Source organism: Paraconexibacter sp. (assembly GCF_059438195.1).
Genome location: NZ_JBLKKY010000015.1, coordinates 1 through 19,430, shown reverse-complemented (window position 1 = coordinate 19,430; position 19,430 = coordinate 1). Strand labels below are relative to the sequence as shown.

Below are 19,430 nucleotides of genomic sequence, written 5' to 3'. Positions count from 1 at the left end.
TGTCGCCGTCGGGACGGACGCGTGCCTGGGATACTGGCTCGGATGCCGGGCCTCGGAGCGATCATCACCGCAATCGTCACGCCCTTCGACGCGGATCTGCGCGTCGACGAGGAGGCGTTCGTCGACCTCATGCGCCACCTCGCGACGCAGGGGTCGGACGGGATCGTCGTCGCAGGGACGACGGGCGAGTCGCCCACCCTCGAGGACGACGAGCACCTCGCGCTCATCGAGCTGGCGGTGCGGGAGCGCCCCGAGGGGCTCACGGTCATCGGCGGCGTCGGCTCCAACGACACGCGCCACGCCGTCAAGCTCACGGAGCGGGCGTGCGAGATCGGCGCCGACGCGCTGCTCTCCGTGAACCCGTACTACAACCGGCCGAACCGCCGTGGCATCGTCGCCCACTACCGCGAGGTGGCGGCGGCCGCCGACCGGCCGATCGTCCTCTACAACATCCCGCAGAGGACGGGCTCGGACATGCCCAACGACCTGCTCGCCGAGCTCGCGCAGCTCGACCACATCTCCGCCGTGAAGCAGGCGAACAACGCGAACCTCGCACCGGTCGACGGGCTCGAGCTCTACGCCGGCAACGACGACGTCCTCGCGCGCACCCTCGATCTCGGCGGCGCCGGCGGGATCCTCGTCGCGAGCCACGTCGTCGGCCCGCAGATGCGCCGCATGGTCGACGAGCCGGAGAGCCGCGCGGCGATCCACGAGGACCTCACACCGGTCTTCGAGGCGCTCAGCGTCGCTCCCGCCGCCGTCTGCACGAAGGCGGCCCTCGCCCTCCTCGGGCGGCCCGTCGGCGATCCGCGGCTCCCGTACGTCCCGGCCGACGAGGCGGAGACGGCGACGATCCGCGCGATGCTCGAGGCGCGGGGGCTGCTCGACCGCGCCGCCGGATGAGCGGCCTCCTGCGGGTCCTGCCGCTCGGCGGGCTCGGCGAGATCGGCAAGAACATGATGGTCGTCGAGTACGACGACCGCATCGTCGTCGTCGACACCGGACTGCGGTTCCCGACCGCCGAGATGGTCGGCATCGACCTCGTCCTCCCGGACTTCCACTACCTCCGCGATCGCGTGCAGGACATCGAGGCGATCCTCATCACCCACGGCCACGAGGACCACCTCGGCGCCCTCCCGTGGCTGCTGCGCGAGCTCGGCGTCGAGGACGCCCCGCCCGTGTTCGGCGGCCCGCTCACGATGGCGATGGCCCGCTCGAAGCTCGACGAGCACAAGATCGGCAAGGACGTCGAGTGCGTCGACCTCGCTGCGGGCGCCAAGGTCGAGGCCGGGCCGTTCGAGATCGAGACGATCCACATGACGCACTCGATCCCCGACGCGCGCGCCGTCGCCCTCACGACGCCGCTCGGCACGGTGCTCGTCACCGGGGACTACAAGTTCGACCAGACCCCGGTCGACGGGCGTCCGGCCGACCTCCAGCGGCTCGCCGAGCTCGGCCGCGAGGGCCTGCTCCTCCTCTGCGGCGACTCGACGAACGCCGATCGCCCCGGCTCGTCGCTCTCGGAGTCGGTCGCCGGGCCGCACCTCATCGAGACGTTCGCCCGCTGCGAGGGGCGCATCATCGTCACCTGCTTCGCCTCGAACATCCACCGCGTCCAGCAGGTCGTCGACGCCGCGGCGGCCACGGGCCGGAAGATCTCGCTCGTCGGCCGCTCGATGCGCAAGAACGTCAACATCGGCCGCTCGCTCGGCCACATCCGCATCCCCGAGGGCATGCAGGTCCAGCCGCGCGAGATCGGCGACTTCCCCGACGAGAAGATCGTCGTCATCTCGACCGGGTCGCAGGGGGAGCCGCTCAGCGCGGTGCGCCGGATGGCCTACCGGGACCACCACCAGATCGAGCTGCACGACGGCGACACGGTCGTCTTCTCCGCGACCCCGATCCCGGGGAACGAGCGCGCGGTGAACGACACGATCGACCGGCTGTACCACATCGGCTGCGACGTCATCACGACCGCCGACGCGCCGATCCACGCGTCCGGCCACGGCTACCGCGAGGAGCTCGCGCTCATGCTCAACCTCACGCGGCCGCGCTACGTCTTCCCGGTCCACGGCGACCACAAGCGGATCACCCTGCACGCCGAGATCGCCGAGCGCGTCGGCGTCGACCCCGAGCGCATCTTCAAGGGGGAGAACGGGCTGCCGCTCGAGATCGACGCGGACGGCGCGCGCTTCGCCGACCGCGAGCGCAGCGGGGTCATCTTCGTCGACGGCGTCGATCTGGGGGAGCCCGCCGACGCGGCGCTCCGCGATCGCCGCATGCTCAGCGCCGACGGGATCTTCGTCGTCGTCGCGACGATCAGCGAGCAGGACGGCTCCTCCGTGGCCGATCCGGAGGTCATCCTCCGCGGCGTCCCGTTCGCCGCCGACCAGGAGCTCCTCGACGAGCTGCGCGACGTCGTCGACGAGTCGCTCGACCGCGCGGCGAAGGAGGAGGTCCGCGAGATCGACCTCCTCCAGCAGTTCCTCCACGACGACCTCGCGGAGTTCCTCTACCGGCGCCTCAAGCGCCGGCCGATGGTCCTGCCGGTCGTCGTCGAGGTGTAGGCGCGAGGAGGGGCGCTCAGGTCGCCGTGCGCGCCCGCCGGTCGAGCGGCACGCACAGAGGCGTGCCGGTGACCGGGCACGGGTCGACGCGGCAGCGGACCCCGAAGACCTCCTCGACGAAGCGGGCGTCGACGACCTCGTCCGGCGCGCCGGCCGCGTGGACCCGTCCCTCTCGCAGGGCGACGACGTGGTGGGCGTAGCGGCACGCCTGGCCGAGGTCGTGGAGGACCATGACGACCGTCCGGCCCTCGCGGGCGTTGAGATCCTCGAGGAGGTCGAGCACCTCGAGCTGGTGGGCGAGGTCGAGGTAGGTCGTCGGCTCGTCGAGGAGGAGGAGCTCCGTGTCCTGGGCGAGCGTCATCGCGATCCAGGCCCGCTGGCGCTGGCCGCCGGAGAGCTCGTCCACCGGCCGCCGTCGCAGGTCGGCGAGCCCGGTGCGCTCGAGCGCCTCCGCGACGCACGCGCGGTCCTCGCCGCTCCAGCGGCCGAGGAGCCCGCGATGAGGGTGGCGCCCTCGGGCGACGAGCTCCTCGACCGTGAGGCCCTCGGGCGCCGTCGGCCCCTGCGGCAGCAGCCCGATGCGACGGGCGAGGTCACGCGTCGGCACCGATCTGATCTCGGTGCCGTCGAGGAGGACCGAGCCGCGGTCCGGGCGCATGAGCCGGCCGAGGGCACGCAGGACGGTCGACTTCCCGCACCCGTTCGCGCCGACGATCGCGGTGATGCGCCCGGCCGGCAGGTCGAGGTCGAGGTCCTCGACGACGATCCGCCCGTCGTAGGCGAGCGTGAGCCCGTCGGCGTGCAGCCGGCCGGCCGTCGCGCGGACGGACGCCGGTGCGGACGCGGTGGTCGTGGGTGTCATGTGGCCTCCGTGACGGTCTCTGCGAGGCGCGCGAGCCGATGCTCGTCGCCCGTGAGGGGACAGGAGAAGCAGTGCGCGGCCGCGTCGGTGCGGTAGTACAGGCAGCATTGCGCGCGGACCCGTCCGGGATGGCGGACGTCGCCGAAGAGCCGGTAGCCGGCGTGGGTGCGCAGCCGCGCGGGCGCGCGCCCGACGGCGAGGGCTCCCCGCTCCCAGGCCTCGTCGCGCCGGCCGAGCGCCTCGCCGGCGTGGAGGAACGACTCCGCGACGACGTCGCCGGCCTGTCGCCAGAGCGCCGCCCGCGGGCGGCGGCACCGGCCGTTCACCGCGGCGATGAGCGGCTCGAGCCAGCCGGCGTACGCCGCGAGGAGGGCGTCGAGGAGCGCCGTCGGGTCGGTGACGGCCGTCGCGGCGGGGTGCCCGGAGGCCGGGTCGTCCGCCACGCACGCGAACCGCGGGCCGAACGCGACTCCCGTGACCTCGTGGCCACCGCAGACGCGGACGGCGACCTCGGCGTCGAGGAGCGGTGCGCGCCGCGCGACGAGGATCGCCCCCGCCGCCCTCGTCATGACGGCCAGCGCCGTGTCCCGCAGCCAGAAGCCGCCGGCGATGTCCTTCCGGCGGGTGCCCCAGCCCGCGCCGAAGGCGTCGATCGCCGACGAGAAGCCCCCGGCGTCCTCGACGAGGGCCGACGGCGCGACCCATCCGCGGCCCGCCGGGGGCGACGGGGAGGACACGAGCGGCTCCGGGTCCCGCGCGCATCTGACCGCAGCGTCGAGCGCGTCGTGGAGCGGGCCGCGACGAAGGCCCCGAGCGGGGGTGCCCGAGCCGGCCGGGATCGGTGCGAGTCGCCGAGTCATCGTGCCGAGCGCGCGAGGAGCCAGAGGAGGGCGGGCGCCCCGACGACCGCCGTGACCACGCCCACGGGGATGTCGACCGGGGCGAACGCCGTCCGCGCGACGGCGTCGGCGACGAGGACGACCGTGCCCCCGAGGAGCGCCGAGGCCGGGATCACGCTGCGGTGGTCGACGCCGACGAGACGACGCGCGATGTGCGGCGCGGTGAGCCCGACGAAGCCGACCGGACCGGCGATCGCGACCGCCGCGCCCGCGAGGCCGGCCGCGACCGCGACGAGGACGAGGCGGCTGCGCTCGAGCCGGACCCCGAGGCCGGCGGCGACGTCGTCGCCGAGCGCGAGCGCGTCGATGCGCCGAGCGAGGAGGAGGGCGAGCGTCCCGAGGGCGAGGAGCCACGGCAGCAGCGCGGCGAGCTCCGACCAGCCCCGCCCGTACACCGTGCCGGCGAGGAAGACGACGAGCTGGCTCGCCTGGATGAGGTCGTCGACCGTCGCGAGCACGGCGATGACGACGGCGTAGCCGACCGTCGTCACGGCGACGCCGACGAGGAGGAGGCGCGTCGCGCCGAGGCCGTCGCGCCAGGCGAGCGCGTACACCGCGAGGCTCGCGAGGAGCGCGCCCGCGAAGGCGAGCGGCGGCAGCGCGCCGACCGGGAGGCCGGGCACCGCGACGATCACGGTCACCGCCGCCGCGTTCGCGCCGGCCGATGCGCCGATGAGCTCCGGGGCGGCGAGCGGGTTGCGCGTCACGCCCTGGAGGACCGCGCCGGACATCCCGAGCGCCGCGCCGACGGCGAGCGCGACGAGGGCACGCGGGAGGCGGAGGTCCGTGACGACGAACGAGGACGAGGCGTCCCCCGCACCCGTGAGCGCGCGGAGGACCTCCACGGGTCCGAGCGGGTACTCGCCGACGCCGATCGTGACGACGAGCGTCGCGGCCGCGAGCAGCGCGACCCCGCCGAGCGAGGCCCACGTCCTCACCGGGACGGTCATGCGCGCCGAGCGCCGCGACGCGCGACGCGGATGAGGACGGGCGCGCCGACGAGCGCCGTCACCGCCCCGACGGGGAGCTCCTCGGGGGCCACGACGACGCGCGCGGCGATGTCGCCGAGGACGACGAGCGTCGCGCCGAGCACGGCGCACGCCGCGAGACCGGCGCCGACGTCCTCGCCCACGAGCCGGCGCGCCGCGTGCGGCACGGCGAGCCCGACGAGCGCGACGGGGCCTGCGAGGGCGACGGAGGTGCCGGCGAGTGCGACGACCCCGAGCGCGGCGGCGACCTTGAGCCGGACGACCCGGACGCCGAGTCCCGCGGCGACGTCGTCGCCGAGCGAGAGCGTCGAGAGCGGGCGTGCGAGGACGGTCGCGAGCACGGCGCCGAGGAGGAGCACGGGCGAGGCCGCGACGAGGCCGTCGAACCCTGCGCCGGTGAGCGACCCCGCGAGCCAGCGGCGGGCGACCTCGAGGCTCTCGCGGTCGACGACGAGGAGGCCCTGGACGATCGCGGCGAGGAGCCCGCTCACCGCGGCTCCCGCGACGATGAGCCGCTCGTCGCCGCGCGGCCCGCGGTCGCCGAGGCTGAAGAGGAGGATGCCGACCGCCGCGACCGCCGCGCCGGGCAGCGCGAGCGCGACGATGCCGGCCGTGGAGGAGACGCCGAGGACGACCTGGCCGCCGACGGCGGCGAGCGCGGCGCCCCACGAGATCCCGAGGATCGAGGGATCCGCGAGGGGGTTGCGCGTGATCGCCTGCGTCATGGCGCCGGCGACCGCGAGCGTCGCGCCGACGACGGCGGCGACGACGACGCGGGGGAGCCGCACCTCGGCGACCGCGACGTGCGTCGCCGAGCCGTCGAACGCGACGAGCGCGTCGACGACGTCGGCGGGCGCGATCGTCGAGGCGCCGAGCGAGAGGCCGGCCCCGGCGCTCGCGAGCAGCGCGAGGACGCCGAGGCCGGCGAGGGCCGGGGCCGGCAGGTGCCGGCCCCGGCCCTCGGACGGCGTGACGGCGGCGCTCACGCCGTCGTCGGATCCCCGTCGTCCGCGGGCAGGCGCTCCCCGTCGATGAGGACCGTGCGGAGGTCGTCGAGGACCTTCCGCGCGGCGAAGTTGCCGATGCCCAGGAACCACAGATCGTCGGGCACCTCGTAGACCTCGCCGTCCTTCACGACGCCCAGGCGGCCCCAGAGGCGGTTCTCCTGCAGCCGCGACAGCAGCCGGTGGTCGTCGCCGTAGCGGGAGAGCACCATGATGTCGCCGTCGAGGTCGGGGATCGTCTCGGGCGTCGCGGTCGCCGAGAAGTCGTCGACGTCCTGCACGTCCGGGCGGCGCACGCCGGCGTCCTGGAGGATCGTGCCGAGGAAGTTGGCGTTGAGATAGATGCGCACCTCGTCGCCGACCGAGCGGACGACCGACATCGCGGGCGCGTCCGCGCCGAGCTCGTCGGCGAGCGCGGCGGCCGCCGTCTCGTACTCCTCCTGGAGCGCCGCCGCCTCGTCGGTGAGGCCGAGGGCCTCGGCGTGGAGCGCGAAGTTCTCCTTCCAGGTCACGCCGACCGCCTCGGTGAAGACGGTCGGCGCGATCCGCGCGAGCTCGTCGTAGATCGCCTCGTGGCGGGTCTTGCTCGAGAGGATGAGATCGGGGCGCAGAGCGGCGATCGCCTCGATGCTCGGCTGCTCGATGGTGCCGACGAGCTCGATGCCGTCGACGGCGTCGCCGAGGTACGCGGGCAGCCCCTCGCCGGCGATCGCCTCGACGGCGCCGACCGGCGTCACGCCGAGGGCGACGGCGCTGTCGAGCTCGCCGGTGTCGAGGACGACGACGCGCTGGGGGGAGCCCTCGATCGTCGTCGTGCCCATCGCGTGCTCGACGACGCGCGAGCCTGCGCTCTCGGACGAGGGGGCGGCGGTCGCGGTCGTGTCGTCCCCGCAGGCGGCGAGGGCGGTGGCGAGCACGAGCGCGCTCAGGATCGCGAGGAGACCTCGCAGTCGGTGGGCCATGTGTTCAGCTCCTTTAGGTAAGCCTAAATTAGGGTGGCCGAATTCTTAACACAGACCGCGTGGGTCGGGATTGCCGCTCGCGCGCGCGGGCGCGCCGATGCTTCAGAGGGTCCGAGCGCGCGGTCGGGCCGCGCTCAGCTCGTCGCGCCGACCGGCGTCGGCACGTCGTCCTGCACCGCGGTCGTCGCGGGGAGCGTGACGACGAAGCGGGTCCCGTGGGGCTCGACGTCCTCGAGTCGCACGCTCCCGCCGTGGGCCTCGGCGACCGCGCGGACGATCGCGAGCCCGAGGCCCGTCGAGCCGCCTCGGTCGCCGGCTCCGCGGACGAAGCGCTCGAAGAGGCGGGGGCGCAGCTCCTCCGGGACGCCGGGGCCGTCGTCCTCGACGACGAGCCGCACCTGCCGACCGTCCTCGCGCACCGACGCGCGGACGTGCGTCCCCGCCGGCGTGTGCGCGACGGCGTTCTCGAGGAGGTTGAGGACGAGCCGGTGGAGCTCGTCGCGGGCGCCGCACACGGGCGCCGAGCCGGGGACGTCGACGGCGATCTCGTGGCCCTCGGCGACGGGCTCCAGCTCGGCAGCGGCCTCGACGACGATCCGCGCGACGTCGGTGGGGGAGTGGACGACCTGGCGGTTCGCGTCGGCGCGTGCGAGGAGGAGGAGGTCGGCGACGAGCCGGCGCATCCGCTGCGAAGAGCGCAGCGCGGAGCTCGCCGCCTCGCCGCGCTCGCCGTCGAGGACGTCCGCGAGCAGCTCGAGGTTCGCGAGCACGCTCGTCAGCGGGGTGCGCAGCTCGTGCGACGCATCGGCGACGAAGGCCCGCTGGCGCTCGAGCGTCGCGGCGGTCTCCGCCCGGCTCGACTCGAGCGCGATGAGCATCTCGTCGAGCGTGCGGGCGAGCTCGGCGACCTCGTCGGTCGCGTCGGGGACCGGGAGACGGCGGTTCGGATCGCGCGTGCGCGCGATCTCGCGGGCGGCGTCCGTGAGCCAGGCGACCGGCCGCATCGCGCGGTTGGCGATGAGCAGGCCGGCGACGAGCGCGAGCGCGGCGCCGCCGAGGACGCCGATCGACAGGAAGAAGCGGACGCGCGCGGTCGTCTCCTCGAGCGACTCGACCGGGCGCGCGTACTGGACGAGGACCGACCCGATGGTGAGCGGGACCGTGCGCGTCTCGACGCGGTAGCCCCGGGTCACGGTGCTCCCGTCGGGGAGGAGCCCGAAGTCCGGGGCGCGCTGCGGGAACGACCTGAGCTCGACGTTGTCCTGGGTCGTCACCCGGATGACGGCGTCGTCGGCGCTCGCGTACGCCTCGAGGCTCGGGCGCACGTAGACGAAGACGTTGTTCTCGAGGTCGAAGCGCGCCTCGACGTTCGCCGCGAGCTCGTTCGCGGCGCTCGCGGTCTCGTCGGCGAAGTCGTCGCGGATCCGGTTCGTCGTGAGCGCCCCGACGATGAGCGCGAAGCCGAGGAGGATGACGAGCGTGAGAAGCGCGGAGCCGCCGGCGAGCTTCCAGCGGATGGGGACGCGGCGCAGCATTCCGTCGCTCCTCGCCGTGCCGCGGGCTCAGGCCCGCAGGACGTACCCCGCGCCCCGGATCGTGTGGAGGAGCCGCGGCTCGCCGCCGCTCTCGAGCTTGCGCCGCAGGTTCGAGACGAAGACCTCGATGGTGTTCGTCGTCGCGAACGGGTCGTAGCCCCACACCTCTTCGAGGAGGCGCTGGCGCGGGACGACGATGCGCTCGTTGCGCATGAGGTACTCGAGGAGCTCGAACTCGCGCTGGGTGAGCTCGACGACGCGCTCGCCGCGGCGCACCTCGTGCGTGTCGGGGTTGAGCGAGAGGTCGGCGACGACGAGCGACGCCGAGCCGCGCGGCGGCCGTCGGCGCAGCAGCGCCCGCAGCCGCGCGAGGAGCTCCTGGCGCTCGAACGGCTTCACGAGGTAGTCGTCGGCGCCCGCGTCGAGGCCCTCGACGCGCGACTCGAGCGCGTCCCGCGCGGTGAGCATGAGGATCGGGACGTCGTCCGCGCCGCGCAGCCGCCGTGCGACCTCGATGCCGTCGAGCTTCGGGAGGCCGAGGTCGAGGATCACGAGATCCGGGACGTACGAGGCGGCGGTGTCGAGCGCGCCTTCGCCGTCCCCGGCGACCCGCACGTCGTAGCCCTCCATGCGCAGTGAGCGCTGGAGCACCTGGGCGATCTCGTCGTCGTCCTCGACGACGAGCACGCGCGGGGGACGGTCGGCGTCGACGCTCATGTCCTCAGATGGTACGACGCCGACCGGGAGGTCCCGGGCGCTCGGCGTCGAAGAGCGCGCGGACGACCATGCCCACGACGAAGACCCGTCCTCCAGCCAAGAAGGGCCGCGGCGGCGCCGCATCGCGCTCGCGGCCCGCCGCGAAGCGCCCCGCCGCCCGGGCGCGGCGCTCGCAGGGAGCGCTCCCGCGCCTCCCCGTCCTCGAGCAGCGCCACCTCGACCTCATCGGCCTCGGGCTCGTCGCCTGCGGCGTCTTCCTCGCGTTCCCGCTCTACCTCGAGTGGTACGGGGGCGCGGCGGGCGAGGCGATCGTCGACGGGCTCGAGCGTCTCGGCGGTCACCTCGCCTACGCCGCGCCGGTCGCGACCGCGGCGGCGGGCGTCGTCCTCGTCCTGCGACCCGTCCTCCCGACGGGGATGCGGCCCTTCAAGGCCGGCGCGACCTGCCTCGTCCTCGCCTCGGCGCTCATGTTCGCCGCGGGGACGTTCGGCCTCGGCGCCGACGGCCCGCGCGACCTCTACTGGGAGCCCGCGCTGATGGACGAGCGCGGCGGCCTCCTCGGCGACGCCCTCCTGTGGGGAGCGTCGGGGGCCTTCTCGATCGTCGGGGCGCACATCATCGCCGTCTTCCTCCTCGTCGCGGGGACGCTCCTCCTCACCGGAGCCTCGGTCGCCGGCGTCGTCCAGGCGACGGCGAGCGGAGTCGCGGACACGACGCGGGCGCTGCGGCCGGAGCCCCGGCAGGACGACGAGGGCGACGGCGAGCACGGCTCGGACGCGGCCGGCGAGCAGCCGGAGGAGTCGCCGTTCGGCTTCGGCGAGGGACGGCCGGCCGTCCCGGTCGTCCCGCCCGAGCCCGAGGACTCGGAGCCCGTCGTCCGCTCCGCGCGCCGGCCGGAGCTCGACGGCTCGGTGCGCTACCCCGATCTCTTCGGCGACGAGACCGCAGCGCCGGTCGTCGAGCCGACCGTCCGCGAGGAGCCGCCCGTCGAGCCGGAGGACGTCGATCCGGAGCCCGAGGACGAGCCGACGGCGATCGCGCCGCTGCCGCGCGAGGAGCCGCCGGCCCCGCGTCCCGCCGAGGTCGAGCCGGCCGAGACAGACGACGCCGTCGCCGGCGCCGACGACGAGCGCCTCCCGCTCGCCGGAGACGTCGAGTGGCGACGCCCCCGAGCCGGGAAGCTGCTCGAGCGGTCCCCGGCCGAGAACCAGCGTCCCGACACGCAGGGCATGGAGGAGACGGCGGCGCGGCTCGTCGAGGCCCTCCAGCACTTCGGCATCGACGCGAAGGTCATCGGGACGGTCTCCGGGCCCCACATCACGCGCTACGAGCTGCGGCTCGCCCCCGGCGTGAAGATGAGCAAGGTCTCGAACCTCAAGGACGACCTCGCCTACGCGCTCGCGGCGACCGAGATCCGCATCCTCGCGCCGATCCCGGGCAAGACCGCCGTCGGCGTCGAGGTGCCGAACATCCGGCGGCGCATCGTCACGCTCGGCGACGTCTATGCGGCGCCGCCGAAGGGCCACAGCCCGCTCACCGTGTGGCTCGGCAAGGACGTCTCGGGGAAGGCGATCGCCGCCGACCTCGCGAAGATGCCGCACCTCCTCGTCGCCGGCACGACGGGCGCCGGCAAGTCGGGATGCGTCAACGCGATGCTCTCGTCGATCCTCCTCCACGCGACGCCGGACGAGGTCCGCCTCGTCCTCGTCGATCCCAAGCAGGTCGAGCTCAACCACTACGAGGAGATCCCGCACCTCCTCACGCCGGTCATCACGAGCCCGCGCAAGGCGGCCAACGCGCTCCAGAACCTCGTCAAGGAGATGGAGTGGCGCTACGGGATCATGTCGATGGCCCGCACCCGCTCGCTGCCCGAGCTCAACAAGCACCGGGTCGACAAGGGGGAGGAGCCGCTCCCCTACATCCTCTGCGTCATCGACGAGCTCGCCGACCTCATGATGGTCGCCCCCGGGGACGTCGAGGACTCGATCATCCGCATCGCGCAGAAGGCCCGCGCGGTCGGCATCCATCTCGTCCTCGCGACGCAGAGCCCGCGGGTCGACGTCATCACGGGCATGATCAAGGCGAACGTCCCCTCGCGGATCGCCTTCTCGGTCTCCTCGCAGACGGACTCGCGCGTCATCCTCGACCAGAACGGCGCGGAGTCGCTCCTCGGGCAGGGCGACATGCTCTTCAACCCGGTCGGCTCGAGCCGCCTCCAGCGCATCCAGGGCGCCTACATCGACGAGGAGCAGATCGCCGGGCTCACGGAGTGGTGGGCGACGCAGGGCGAGCCGGAGATCCGCGAGGACCTCCTCGACGAGATCGAGGAAGAGGGGGCGGCCGACGAGGGCTCCTCCGACGACGGCCTCGACCCCGACGAGGACCCGCTGCTCGCCGACGCGGTCACGCTGGTCGTGGAGATGGGCACGGCCTCGACGTCGATGCTGCAGCGGAGGATGCGGCTCGGCTACACGAGGGCGGGCCGGCTCATGGACATGCTCGAGCGCCGCGGCGTCATCAGCGGCTACGAGGGCTCGAAGCCGCGTCAGGTCCTCGTCTCGCAGGCGGACCTCCCGCGGGTGCTCGCCGCGCTCGCGGAGCGCTCCGGCGGCGTCGCCCCGGAGGCGGATGCCGTGGCAGAGCCCGACGTGCCGCAGGAGCCCTCGCTCCCCGACGCCGGGGAGATCCTCGACGCCGGCGATCCGCCCACGGAGACCTGAGGCGGGGGTCGGTACCCTCTCTCGCTCGATGACGGAGATCGGCGCCACCCTCCGAGAGGCACGGATGCGCGCCCGGATCGACATCTCGGAGATCGAGGCCGAGACGAAGATCCGTGCGAAGTACCTCCGCGCGCTCGAGAACGAGGAGTGGGACCTCCTCCCGGGGCCGACCTTCGTCAAGACGTTCCTGCGGACCTACGCCGAGGCGCTCGGGCTCGACGCGAAGCTCATCGTCGAGGAGTACAAGATGCGCCACGAGCGCCCGGGCGAGGCCGAGCACCTGCGGCCGATCTCCGTCTCCCAGTCCCGGAGCCGGATGCGTCCCGCCGCGACCGAGGGCATCCCGCGCGGCTACGTCATCGGGCTCATCGTCGCGCTGCTCGTCGGCGGCCTCTACCTCCTCGGGAGCGGCGGGGACGACGAGGGCACGCGGTCCGCGGACGACGAGACGGCGGTCCCGGCGGCGACCGAGACCACGCCGGAGGAGGACGGCGGCGCCTCGTCGTCGGGGGCCGGCGACGCCGAGGACGAAGGGGAGGACGCCGGCGGAGGCGACGCCGAGCGCGCGCCCGCCGAGTCGGACGACGAGGAGGAGGGGGAGGGCGCGCGCTTCGCCGAGGTGAAGATCGTGCCGACGGGGCCCGTGTACGTCTGCCTGCGGGCCGCCGGCAACCGGACGCTCGTCGACGGGGTCATCCTCGAGCCGGGCGACGACACCGAGACCTTCCGGTCCTCGGAGTTCAAGGTCACCCTCGGGAACGGCAACGTCGAGCTGCGCGTCAACGGCGAGCGCCGTGAGGTGCCGGCCGTGGCCGAGGGCGTCGGCTATCTCATCGACCGCGAGGGGCGTCGCACGCGCCTCGATCCCGACGAGCGGCCCACCTGCGCATGAGCGTCCGCGCCGCTGTCGTCGTCACGGGGACGGAGGTCCTCACCGGCCGGGTGACGGACCGCAACGGGCCGTGGCTCGCCGAGCGCCTCCGCGAGCTCGGCGTCGAGATCGCGCACATCGCGGTCGTCGGCGACCGTCCGGAGGACATCACGGGCGCGCTGCGCTTCTTCGCGGCGGAGGGGATCGACCTCGTCTGCACGACCGGCGGTCTCGGGCCGACGGAGGACGACCTCACCGCGCAGGTCGTCGCCGACTTCCAGGAGCGCGAGATGGCGCACGACGCGGCGCTGGAGGAGCGCATCTGGGACGTCGTCGCGCCGCTGCTGGAGCGCTGGCCCGATCTCGACGAGGAGGCGCTGCGCGTCTCGGCCCGCAAGCAGGCGTTCGTGCCCGACGGCGCGGCCGTCCTCGAGCCCGTCGGCACGGCCCCGGGGCTCGTCGTCCCGCCGTCCGGCGACGGCGGCGGGCCGACGATCGTCGTGCTCCCAGGGCCCCCGCGCGAGCTGCAGCCGATGTGGAGGGACGCCGTCGAGGGCGGGTCCCTCGACGCCGTGCTCGCCGCGAGGACGGAGTACCGGCAGGAGATGATGCGGCTCTTCGGCATCCCCGAGTCGGAGATCGCCGAGACGATGCGGCTGGCGCGCACGGCGGGCATCGACCTCGACGCGCTCGAGATCACCACGTGCCTGCGACGCGGCGAGGTCGAGATCGTGACGCGCTACGAGCCGTCCGCGCGCGAGGCGCACGACGCGTTCGCGGCGTTCGTCGCCGACCGCCACGCCGACACGCTCTTCTCGGTCGACGGGACGTCGGTCGACGAGCAGGTCGCCGCGCTGCTGCGCGAGAGCGGGCGGACGATCGCGGTCGCCGAGTCCTGCACCGGAGGGCTCGTCTTGGGGAGGCTCACGGACCTCGCGGGGAGCTCCGAGTACGTGCGCGGCGGCGTCGTCGCGTACGCGAACGAGGCGAAGACGGACGTCGTCGGCGTCGACGTCCGGCTCATCGAGGAGCACGGAGCGGTGAGCGAGGAGGTCGCGCTGGGCCTCGCCGACGGGGCCCGCGAGCGGCTCGGAGCGGACGTGGGCGTCGGGGTCACCGGGGTCGCGGGACCGGGCGGCGGGACGGACGAGAAGCCGGTGGGCCTCGTGTGGTTCGCGGTGACGACCGGGGCCGGGGCGCGGCGGACGCTGAGCTTCACGCTCCCGGGCGCCCGCTCGGACGTGCGCGACCGCGCGACGACCGTCGTCCTGCACCTCGTGCGGCAGGTGCTGCGGGGGGAGTAGGAGCGGGGGTCGCGGGCGGTTCGGGCCGCTTGTGCGGCGCGGCGCGGGGGCGGGCGCCCCGTCGAACGTCGATCTGCACCCCGTGGCCGCCACGAACGTCGATCTGCACCCCGTGGCCGCCACGAACGTCGATCTGCACCCCCTGGGGAGGGTGGCGATCGACGTTCGTGACCGGCCGGGGGGAGCGCCGCGCCGACGCGCGGTTCCGTCCGCCTTCCTCCGCACAATCTCTGCGAACGCGTGTTCCCTTTGCGCGGGGGCCGGCGTAGCGTCCGTTCCGTCCGATGCGGGGCGGAACATCCCTCGCGACCCACAGCGACGAGAGGCAGAACGGAACCACATGTCCACGACCGACGAGAAGGCCGCGAAGGCCCGCGACGAGGCCCTCAAGGGGGCACTCACCCAGATCGAGCGCCAGTTCGGGAAGGGGTCGGTCATGAAGATGGGGGACGAGGACGCGCGGGTGCGCATCCAGGCCATCCCGACCGGCGCGCTCTCGCTCGACCTCGCGCTCGGGATCGGCGGCGTCCCGCGCGGGCGGATCGTCGAGGTCTTCGGGCCGGAGTCCTCCGGCAAGACGACGCTCATGTACCACGTCATCGCCGAGGCGCAGCGCCTCGGGGGCGTGTGCGCGTTCATCGACGCCGAGCACGCGATGGACCCGCTCTACGCCGAGAAGATCGGCGTCGACATCGACGAGCTGCTCGTCTCGCAGCCGGACTACGGCGAGCAGGCGCTCGAGATCGCCGACATGCTCGTCCGCTCGGGTGCCGTCGACCTCATCGCGATCGACTCCGTCGCGGCGCTCACGCCGCGGGCCGAGCTCGAGGGGCAGATGGGCGACACGACCGTCGGCCTCCAGGCGCGGATGATGAGCCAGGCGATGCGCAAGCTCGCCGGCAACCTCAACCGGACCGGCACGGTCTGCGTCTTCACGAACCAGATCCGCGAGAAGGTCGGGGTCATGTTCGGCTCGCCGGAGACGCAGCCGGGCGGCCGGGCGCTCAAGTTCTACTCGTCCCAGCGCCTCGACATCCGCCGGATCGAGACGCTCAAGGAGGGCACGGAGGCCGTCGGCAACCGGGTCCGCGTGAAGGTCGTGAAGAACAAGGTCGCTCCGCCGTTCCGCCAGGCGGAGTTCGACATCGAGTTCGGGAAGGGCATCTCGACGTCGGGCTGCATCCTCGATCTCGGGATCGAGAACGACATCGTCCAGAAGTCGGGCTCCTTCTTCTCCTACGACGGCGAGCGTCTCGGGCAGGGCCGGGCGAACGCGAAGGCCTACCTCGACGAGAACCTCGAGGTCGCGCGCGAGATCGAGGCCAAGATCTACACGGCGCTCGGCGTCGAGCGCGACGGCGTGGCGGATCTCGACACGCCGATCGACGAGGGGCTGGCCGGCGAGGAGTCCGGGGTCATCGAGGGCCTCGAGGCGACGACGGGCTCGTGAGGCGGCGCGCGGAGCCGGACGCGACGACGGAGGCCGCCGGGGTGCAGGACGACCCCGAGCTGCGCCTCCAGCACGCGCTCGACCTCGCGTACCGCTACCTCTCGCGACGGGACAGGACCGCTGCGGAGGTGCGCCGTCACCTCGAGAGCAAGCGCGTCGAGCCCGACACGGTGCTCGACGCGATCGCCGATCTCGAGCGCGCCGGGTACGTCGACGACGAGCGGTACGCGCGGCAGTTCACGGAGGACCGGCGCTCGCTCGACGACTGGGGTCCTGAGCGGATCGAGCGGCGCCTCGTGCAGGCGGGCATCGATCCGGCGCTCGCCGCGTCGACGGTCGCCGACCGCGACGCGGAGGACGAGCTCGACGCGGCGGTCGGCCTCCTGCGGCGGCGGCTGCGCGGCGTCCCGGAGAGCGACAAGGAGCGCGAGAAAGCGCTCGGGATGCTCGTGCGCAAGGGCTACGCGCTCGAGCTCGCCTACGACGCCGTGCGCGCCTTCGAGCGCGAGGCGGCGGCGTAGCGGGGCGCCGCCCCGCCGGCCGCCCGCCCCGCTCCGCCGAGAACTCAGGACCGGTCCCCAGGCGTCACGGTCCGAGTTCTCGCCGCGTGGTCCGCGGCGTCGCCCCGCCCCGCTCCGCCGAGAACTCAGGACCGGCCCCCAGGCGTCACGGTCCGAGTTCTCGCCCCGCGGGGCCGCGCGTCGCGCTGCGACCCGCGTCCTCGCCCCGCCATCCGCGTCCTCGCGCTCGTGCGGGCGCCCGCCAACCTGCCGAAAGCCGTCCGGGACTCTCCGCCGGTGCATTAGAGTCGGGACGGCGAAGGACCGACCGTCCGCCCGACCGAACCACCTGCACGAGCACCCTTCCTGACCACCACGACCGGCGCCTCGATCGGCCGCGTCTTCGCCCCAACGTCACACCGGAGACCGCACGCGCGCACCATGGCGCCGGCGGGGAGAGGACACCGACCATGGAGCTCGTACTGGGGGCCGCCGTCATCGCACTCGGCATCGTGGTGGCGGCCGTCGTGCTCGGACGCACGCGTCACTCGCCGCTCACCGCGGGAGCCGCCGGGCCCGCGACGCCGACCGCGCCGGCGGGCCGGCCGCAGCGCGGAGCGCCGGACGTGGCCGACCGACCCGGGGCGGCTCCAGCGCCGCCCGCCGAGGCCGCTCCGGCGCCCGGTCCCGCGACCGCCCCGTCCGCCAGCGCGCCGCCCGCCGCCGCGGCGCCCAGCCCCGTCGAGACGACGCTCGCGCGCCGGCTCGACGAGATCGACGCGCGGATGGCCGAGCTCGCCGCGCGCGAGAAGCAGCTCGACGCCCGCGAGGCCGAGCTCGACGAGCTGCGCGCGCAGCAGGTCGCGGAGCTCGAGCGGATCTCGAGCCTCGGCGCGGGACAGGCGCGCCAGGCGCTCCTCAAGGAGGTCGAGGACGACGCGCGCCACGACCGCGCGAAGCTCCTGCGCCAGATCGAGGAGGAGACGAAGCGCGACGCCGAGCGGCGCGTCCGGTCGATCCTCTCCGTCGCCATGCAGCGCCTCGCCGCCTCGCACGCCGCGGAGACGACGGTCACCGTCGTGCAGCTCCCCAGCGACGACATGAAGGGGCGCATCATCGGGCGCGAGGGCCGGAACATCCGGGCCCTCGAGAACCTCACCGGGGTGGACTTCATCATCGACGACACCCCGGGAGCGGTCGTCCTCAGCGCGTTCGACGGCGTGCGTCGCGAGCTCGCCCGGCTCACGCTCGAGCGCCTCCTCGCGGACGGCCGGATCCACCCGGCGCGGATCGAGGAGACCTACTACCAGTGCAAGAGCGACCTCGAGAGCCACATCGTCGAGACCGGTGAGCAGGCCGTCATGGAAGCCGGCGTCCAGGGCCTCGACCCCGAGCTCGTCGAGATCCTCGGCCGCCTGCGGTTCCGCACGAGCTACGGGCAGAACGTCCTCGCGCACTCCGTCGAGTGCGCGCAGCTCGCGGCGATGATGGCCGACGAGCTCGGCGCGAGCGCGAAGACCGCGCGCCGCGCCGCGCTGCTCCACGACATCGGCAAGGCGGTGAGCCACGAGATCGAGGGTCCGCACGCGCTCGTCGGCGGCGACCTCGCACGCCGCCACGGCGAGTCGGAGGCCGTCGCGCACGCGATGGAGGCGCACCACAACGAGGTCGAGCCGCAGACGGTCGAAGCGGTCATCGTCCAGGCCGCCGATGCGCTCTCCGGCGCTCGGCCGGGCGCACGCGGGGAGTCGCTCGACATGTACGTCAAGCGCCTGCGCGACCTCGAGCAGCTCGCCTCGCGCCACCGCGGCGTCGAGAAGGTCTACGCGATGCAGGCGGGCCGCGAGATCCGGGTCATCGTCGCGCCCGAGGACGTCCGCGACGAGGACGCCAGTGTCCTCGCGCGCACGATCGCCCGCGAGATCGAGCAGGAGCTCGAGTATCCCGGCCAGATCAAGGTGACGGTCATCCGGGAGTCGCGGGCGACCGACTACGCGAAGTAGCCCCCGGCGCGGCCGACGACAGGAGCGTGTCGCTACCCTGGGCGATGCCGATGAAGCGCTACCACGTCACGACGTTCGGCTGTCAGATGAACGAGCACGACTCCGAGCGGATGAAGGGCATGCTCGAGACGCTCGGCTACGAGGAGTCGGCCGAGGCCGACGACGCCGATCTCATCCTCTTCAACACGTGCTCGATCCGCGAGTCGGCCGACTCGCGGTTCATCGCCCACCTCGGCCGTGCGAAGCGCCTCAAGCGCGAGCGCCCGGACCGCGTCGTCGGGGTCGGCGGCTGCTGGGCGCAGTCCGTGAAGGACGAGGTCTTCGAGCGCTTCCCGTTCGTCGACGTCGCGTTCGGCCCGGGCCAGATCGGCAAGCTCGCCGAGTTCCTCACGTCGGACTCCCTCAGCGCGCAGGGCTACTTCGAGTTCGAGGAGTTCCCCGCGCACCTCCCGACGAAGCGCGCCCGCGACATCCAGGCATGGGTGCAGATCAGCGTCGGCTGCAACATGAAGTGCGCGTACTGCATCGTCCCGTCGACGCGCGGACGGGAGTCGTCACGGCCGTTCGACGACCTCGTCGCCGAGGTCGAGCGCCTCGCCGCCGACGGCGTGCGCGAGGTGACGCTCCTCGGCCAGAACGTCAACGCCTACGGGCGCGATCTCCGGGTGGGCGGGGTTCCCAGTCCTCGGTCCTTCGCCGAGCTGCTCCACGCCGTCGACGCCGTCGAGGGCATCGATCGCATCCGCTACACGAGCCCGCACCCGCAGGACATGAAGGAGGACGTCTGCATCGCGCACGCCGAGCTCGCGAGCGTGTGCCCGCACGTCCACCTCCCGCTCCAGGCCGGCTCCTCGCGGATCCTCAAGGCGATGCGCCGAACCTACGACCGCGGGCGCTTCATGGACCGCGTCGCGCTCATCCGCGAGCACGTGCCGGACGTCGCGCTGACGACCGACGTCATCGTCGGCTTCCCCGGCGAGACCGAGGAGGACTTCGCCGAGACGCTCGAGGTCTGCGAGGAGGTCGGCTTCGACGGCGCCTTCACCT

General features: G+C 73.8%; 16 protein-coding genes. 9 read left to right on the top strand and 7 right to left on the bottom strand.

All coding sequences use genetic code 11. The annotated features are described in order from the left end of the window. Positions 1 to 42 precede the first annotated feature (42 nt). Both dapA and ACME2J_RS07370 read left to right on the top strand, forming a co-directional pair. Positions 43 to 903 (top strand): 4-hydroxy-tetrahydrodipicolinate synthase, encoded by an 861-nt coding sequence (gene dapA / locus ACME2J_RS07375; protein WP_495544244.1) that lies wholly within the window; start codon positions 43 to 45, stop codon positions 901 to 903. Next, positions 900 to 2,567: a ribonuclease J gene (locus tag ACME2J_RS07370; protein ID WP_495544243.1), complete on the top strand. Its 1,668-nt coding sequence runs from the start codon at positions 900 to 902 to the stop codon at positions 2,565 to 2,567. The genes dapA and ACME2J_RS07370 overlap by 4 nt, the downstream gene beginning before the upstream one ends. Before the next feature lie 16 nt (positions 2,568 to 2,583). Here the strand turns inward: ACME2J_RS07370 and ACME2J_RS07365 are convergent, their stop codons facing one another. From ACME2J_RS07365 to ACME2J_RS07335, 7 genes are all read right to left on the bottom strand, one after another. Then, the gene (locus ACME2J_RS07365) at positions 2,584 to 3,429 is read right to left on the bottom strand and encodes an ABC transporter ATP-binding protein (protein WP_495544242.1); all 846 of its coding nucleotides are present in this window, start codon (positions 3,427 to 3,429) and stop codon (positions 2,584 to 2,586) included. Further along, positions 3,426 to 4,166 carry a hypothetical protein gene (locus tag ACME2J_RS07360; RefSeq protein ID WP_495544241.1) on the bottom strand — a complete coding sequence of 247 codons (741 nt, stop codon included), beginning with the start codon at positions 4,164 to 4,166 and terminating at the stop codon, positions 3,426 to 3,428. The genes ACME2J_RS07365 and ACME2J_RS07360 overlap by 4 nt, the downstream gene beginning before the upstream one ends. 119 nt (positions 4,167 to 4,285) lie before the next feature. Next, a complete protein-coding gene (locus ACME2J_RS07355) occupies positions 4,286 to 5,278 on the bottom strand; it encodes a FecCD family ABC transporter permease (RefSeq protein ID WP_495544240.1) in 993 nt (330 codons plus the stop codon). Continuing rightward, a complete protein-coding gene (locus ACME2J_RS07350) occupies positions 5,275 to 6,303 on the bottom strand; it encodes a FecCD family ABC transporter permease (RefSeq protein ID WP_495544239.1) in 1,029 nt (342 codons plus the stop codon). The genes ACME2J_RS07355 and ACME2J_RS07350 overlap by 4 nt, the downstream gene beginning before the upstream one ends. Further along, positions 6,300 to 7,283: an ABC transporter substrate-binding protein gene (locus ACME2J_RS07345; RefSeq protein WP_495544238.1), complete on the bottom strand. Its 984-nt coding sequence runs from the start codon at positions 7,281 to 7,283 to the stop codon at positions 6,300 to 6,302. Before ACME2J_RS07345 ends, ACME2J_RS07350 begins: the two co-directional genes overlap by 4 nt. A gap of 134 nt (positions 7,284 to 7,417) precedes the next feature. Further along, complete coding sequence (locus ACME2J_RS07340) at positions 7,418 to 8,818, bottom strand: HAMP domain-containing sensor histidine kinase (protein WP_495544237.1); 1,401 nt, start codon at positions 8,816 to 8,818, stop codon at positions 7,418 to 7,420. 27 nt (positions 8,819 to 8,845) lie between these two features. Next, complete coding sequence (locus ACME2J_RS07335; protein WP_495544236.1) at positions 8,846 to 9,535, bottom strand: response regulator transcription factor; 690 nt, start codon at positions 9,533 to 9,535, stop codon at positions 8,846 to 8,848. A gap of 68 nt (positions 9,536 to 9,603) precedes the next feature. Here ACME2J_RS07335 and ACME2J_RS07330 point away from each other — a divergent pair, with 68 nt between their 5' ends. From ACME2J_RS07330 to miaB, 7 genes are all read left to right on the top strand, one after another. Then, on the top strand, positions 9,604 to 12,255 hold the full coding sequence (locus ACME2J_RS07330) for an FtsK/SpoIIIE family DNA translocase (protein WP_495544235.1): 2,652 nt from the start codon (positions 9,604 to 9,606) through the stop codon (positions 12,253 to 12,255). A 28-nt stretch (positions 12,256 to 12,283) separates the two neighbouring features. Further along, entirely contained in the window at positions 12,284 to 13,147 is an 864-nt protein-coding gene (locus tag ACME2J_RS07325) for a helix-turn-helix domain-containing protein (protein WP_495544234.1), read from the top strand. Next, positions 13,144 to 14,430, top strand: coding sequence for a competence/damage-inducible protein A (locus ACME2J_RS07320; RefSeq protein ID WP_495544233.1), 1,287 nt, complete (start codon positions 13,144 to 13,146; stop codon positions 14,428 to 14,430). The genes ACME2J_RS07325 and ACME2J_RS07320 overlap by 4 nt, the downstream gene beginning before the upstream one ends. Before the next feature lie 340 nt (positions 14,431 to 14,770). Then, positions 14,771 to 15,880 carry a recombinase RecA gene (gene recA, locus ACME2J_RS07315; RefSeq protein WP_495544232.1) on the top strand — a complete coding sequence of 370 codons (1,110 nt, stop codon included), beginning with the start codon at positions 14,771 to 14,773 and terminating at the stop codon, positions 15,878 to 15,880. Then, positions 15,877 to 16,401: a regulatory protein RecX gene (locus tag ACME2J_RS07310; protein WP_495544231.1), complete on the top strand. Its 525-nt coding sequence runs from the start codon at positions 15,877 to 15,879 to the stop codon at positions 16,399 to 16,401. Before recA ends, ACME2J_RS07310 begins: the two co-directional genes overlap by 4 nt. 449 nt (positions 16,402 to 16,850) lie before the next feature. Then, positions 16,851 to 18,383, top strand: a complete 1,533-nt coding sequence (rny, locus tag ACME2J_RS07305) for a ribonuclease Y (protein ID WP_495544230.1) — start codon at positions 16,851 to 16,853, stop codon at positions 18,381 to 18,383. A gap of 50 nt (positions 18,384 to 18,433) precedes the next feature. Further along, a partial coding sequence (miaB, locus tag ACME2J_RS07300) for a tRNA (N6-isopentenyl adenosine(37)-C2)-methylthiotransferase MiaB (RefSeq protein WP_495544229.1) occupies positions 18,434 to 19,430 on the top strand: 997 nt, incomplete at its 3' end.

Coding starts and splice junctions, on each gene's coding strand:
- dapA (WP_495544244.1), top strand. CDS start 43: ATGCCGGGCCTCGGAGCGATCATCACCGCAATCGTCACGCCCTTCGAC.
- ACME2J_RS07370 (WP_495544243.1), top strand. CDS start 900: ATGAGCGGCCTCCTGCGGGTCCTGCCGCTCGGCGGGCTCGGCGAGATC.
- ACME2J_RS07365 (WP_495544242.1), bottom strand. CDS start 3,429: ATGACACCCACGACCACCGCGTCCGCACCGGCGTCCGTCCGCGCGACG.
- ACME2J_RS07355 (WP_495544240.1), bottom strand. CDS start 5,278: ATGACCGTCCCGGTGAGGACGTGGGCCTCGCTCGGCGGGGTCGCGCTG.
- ACME2J_RS07345 (WP_495544238.1), bottom strand. CDS start 7,283: ATGGCCCACCGACTGCGAGGTCTCCTCGCGATCCTGAGCGCGCTCGTG.
- ACME2J_RS07340 (WP_495544237.1), bottom strand. CDS start 8,818: ATGCTGCGCCGCGTCCCCATCCGCTGGAAGCTCGCCGGCGGCTCCGCG.
- ACME2J_RS07335 (WP_495544236.1), bottom strand. CDS start 9,535: ATGAGCGTCGACGCCGACCGTCCCCCGCGCGTGCTCGTCGTCGAGGAC.
- ACME2J_RS07330 (WP_495544235.1), top strand. CDS start 9,604: ATGCCCACGACGAAGACCCGTCCTCCAGCCAAGAAGGGCCGCGGCGGC.
- ACME2J_RS07325 (WP_495544234.1), top strand. CDS start 12,284: ATGACGGAGATCGGCGCCACCCTCCGAGAGGCACGGATGCGCGCCCGG.
- ACME2J_RS07320 (WP_495544233.1), top strand. CDS start 13,144: ATGAGCGTCCGCGCCGCTGTCGTCGTCACGGGGACGGAGGTCCTCACC.
- recA (WP_495544232.1), top strand. CDS start 14,771: ATGTCCACGACCGACGAGAAGGCCGCGAAGGCCCGCGACGAGGCCCTC.
- rny (WP_495544230.1), top strand. CDS start 16,851: ATGGAGCTCGTACTGGGGGCCGCCGTCATCGCACTCGGCATCGTGGTG.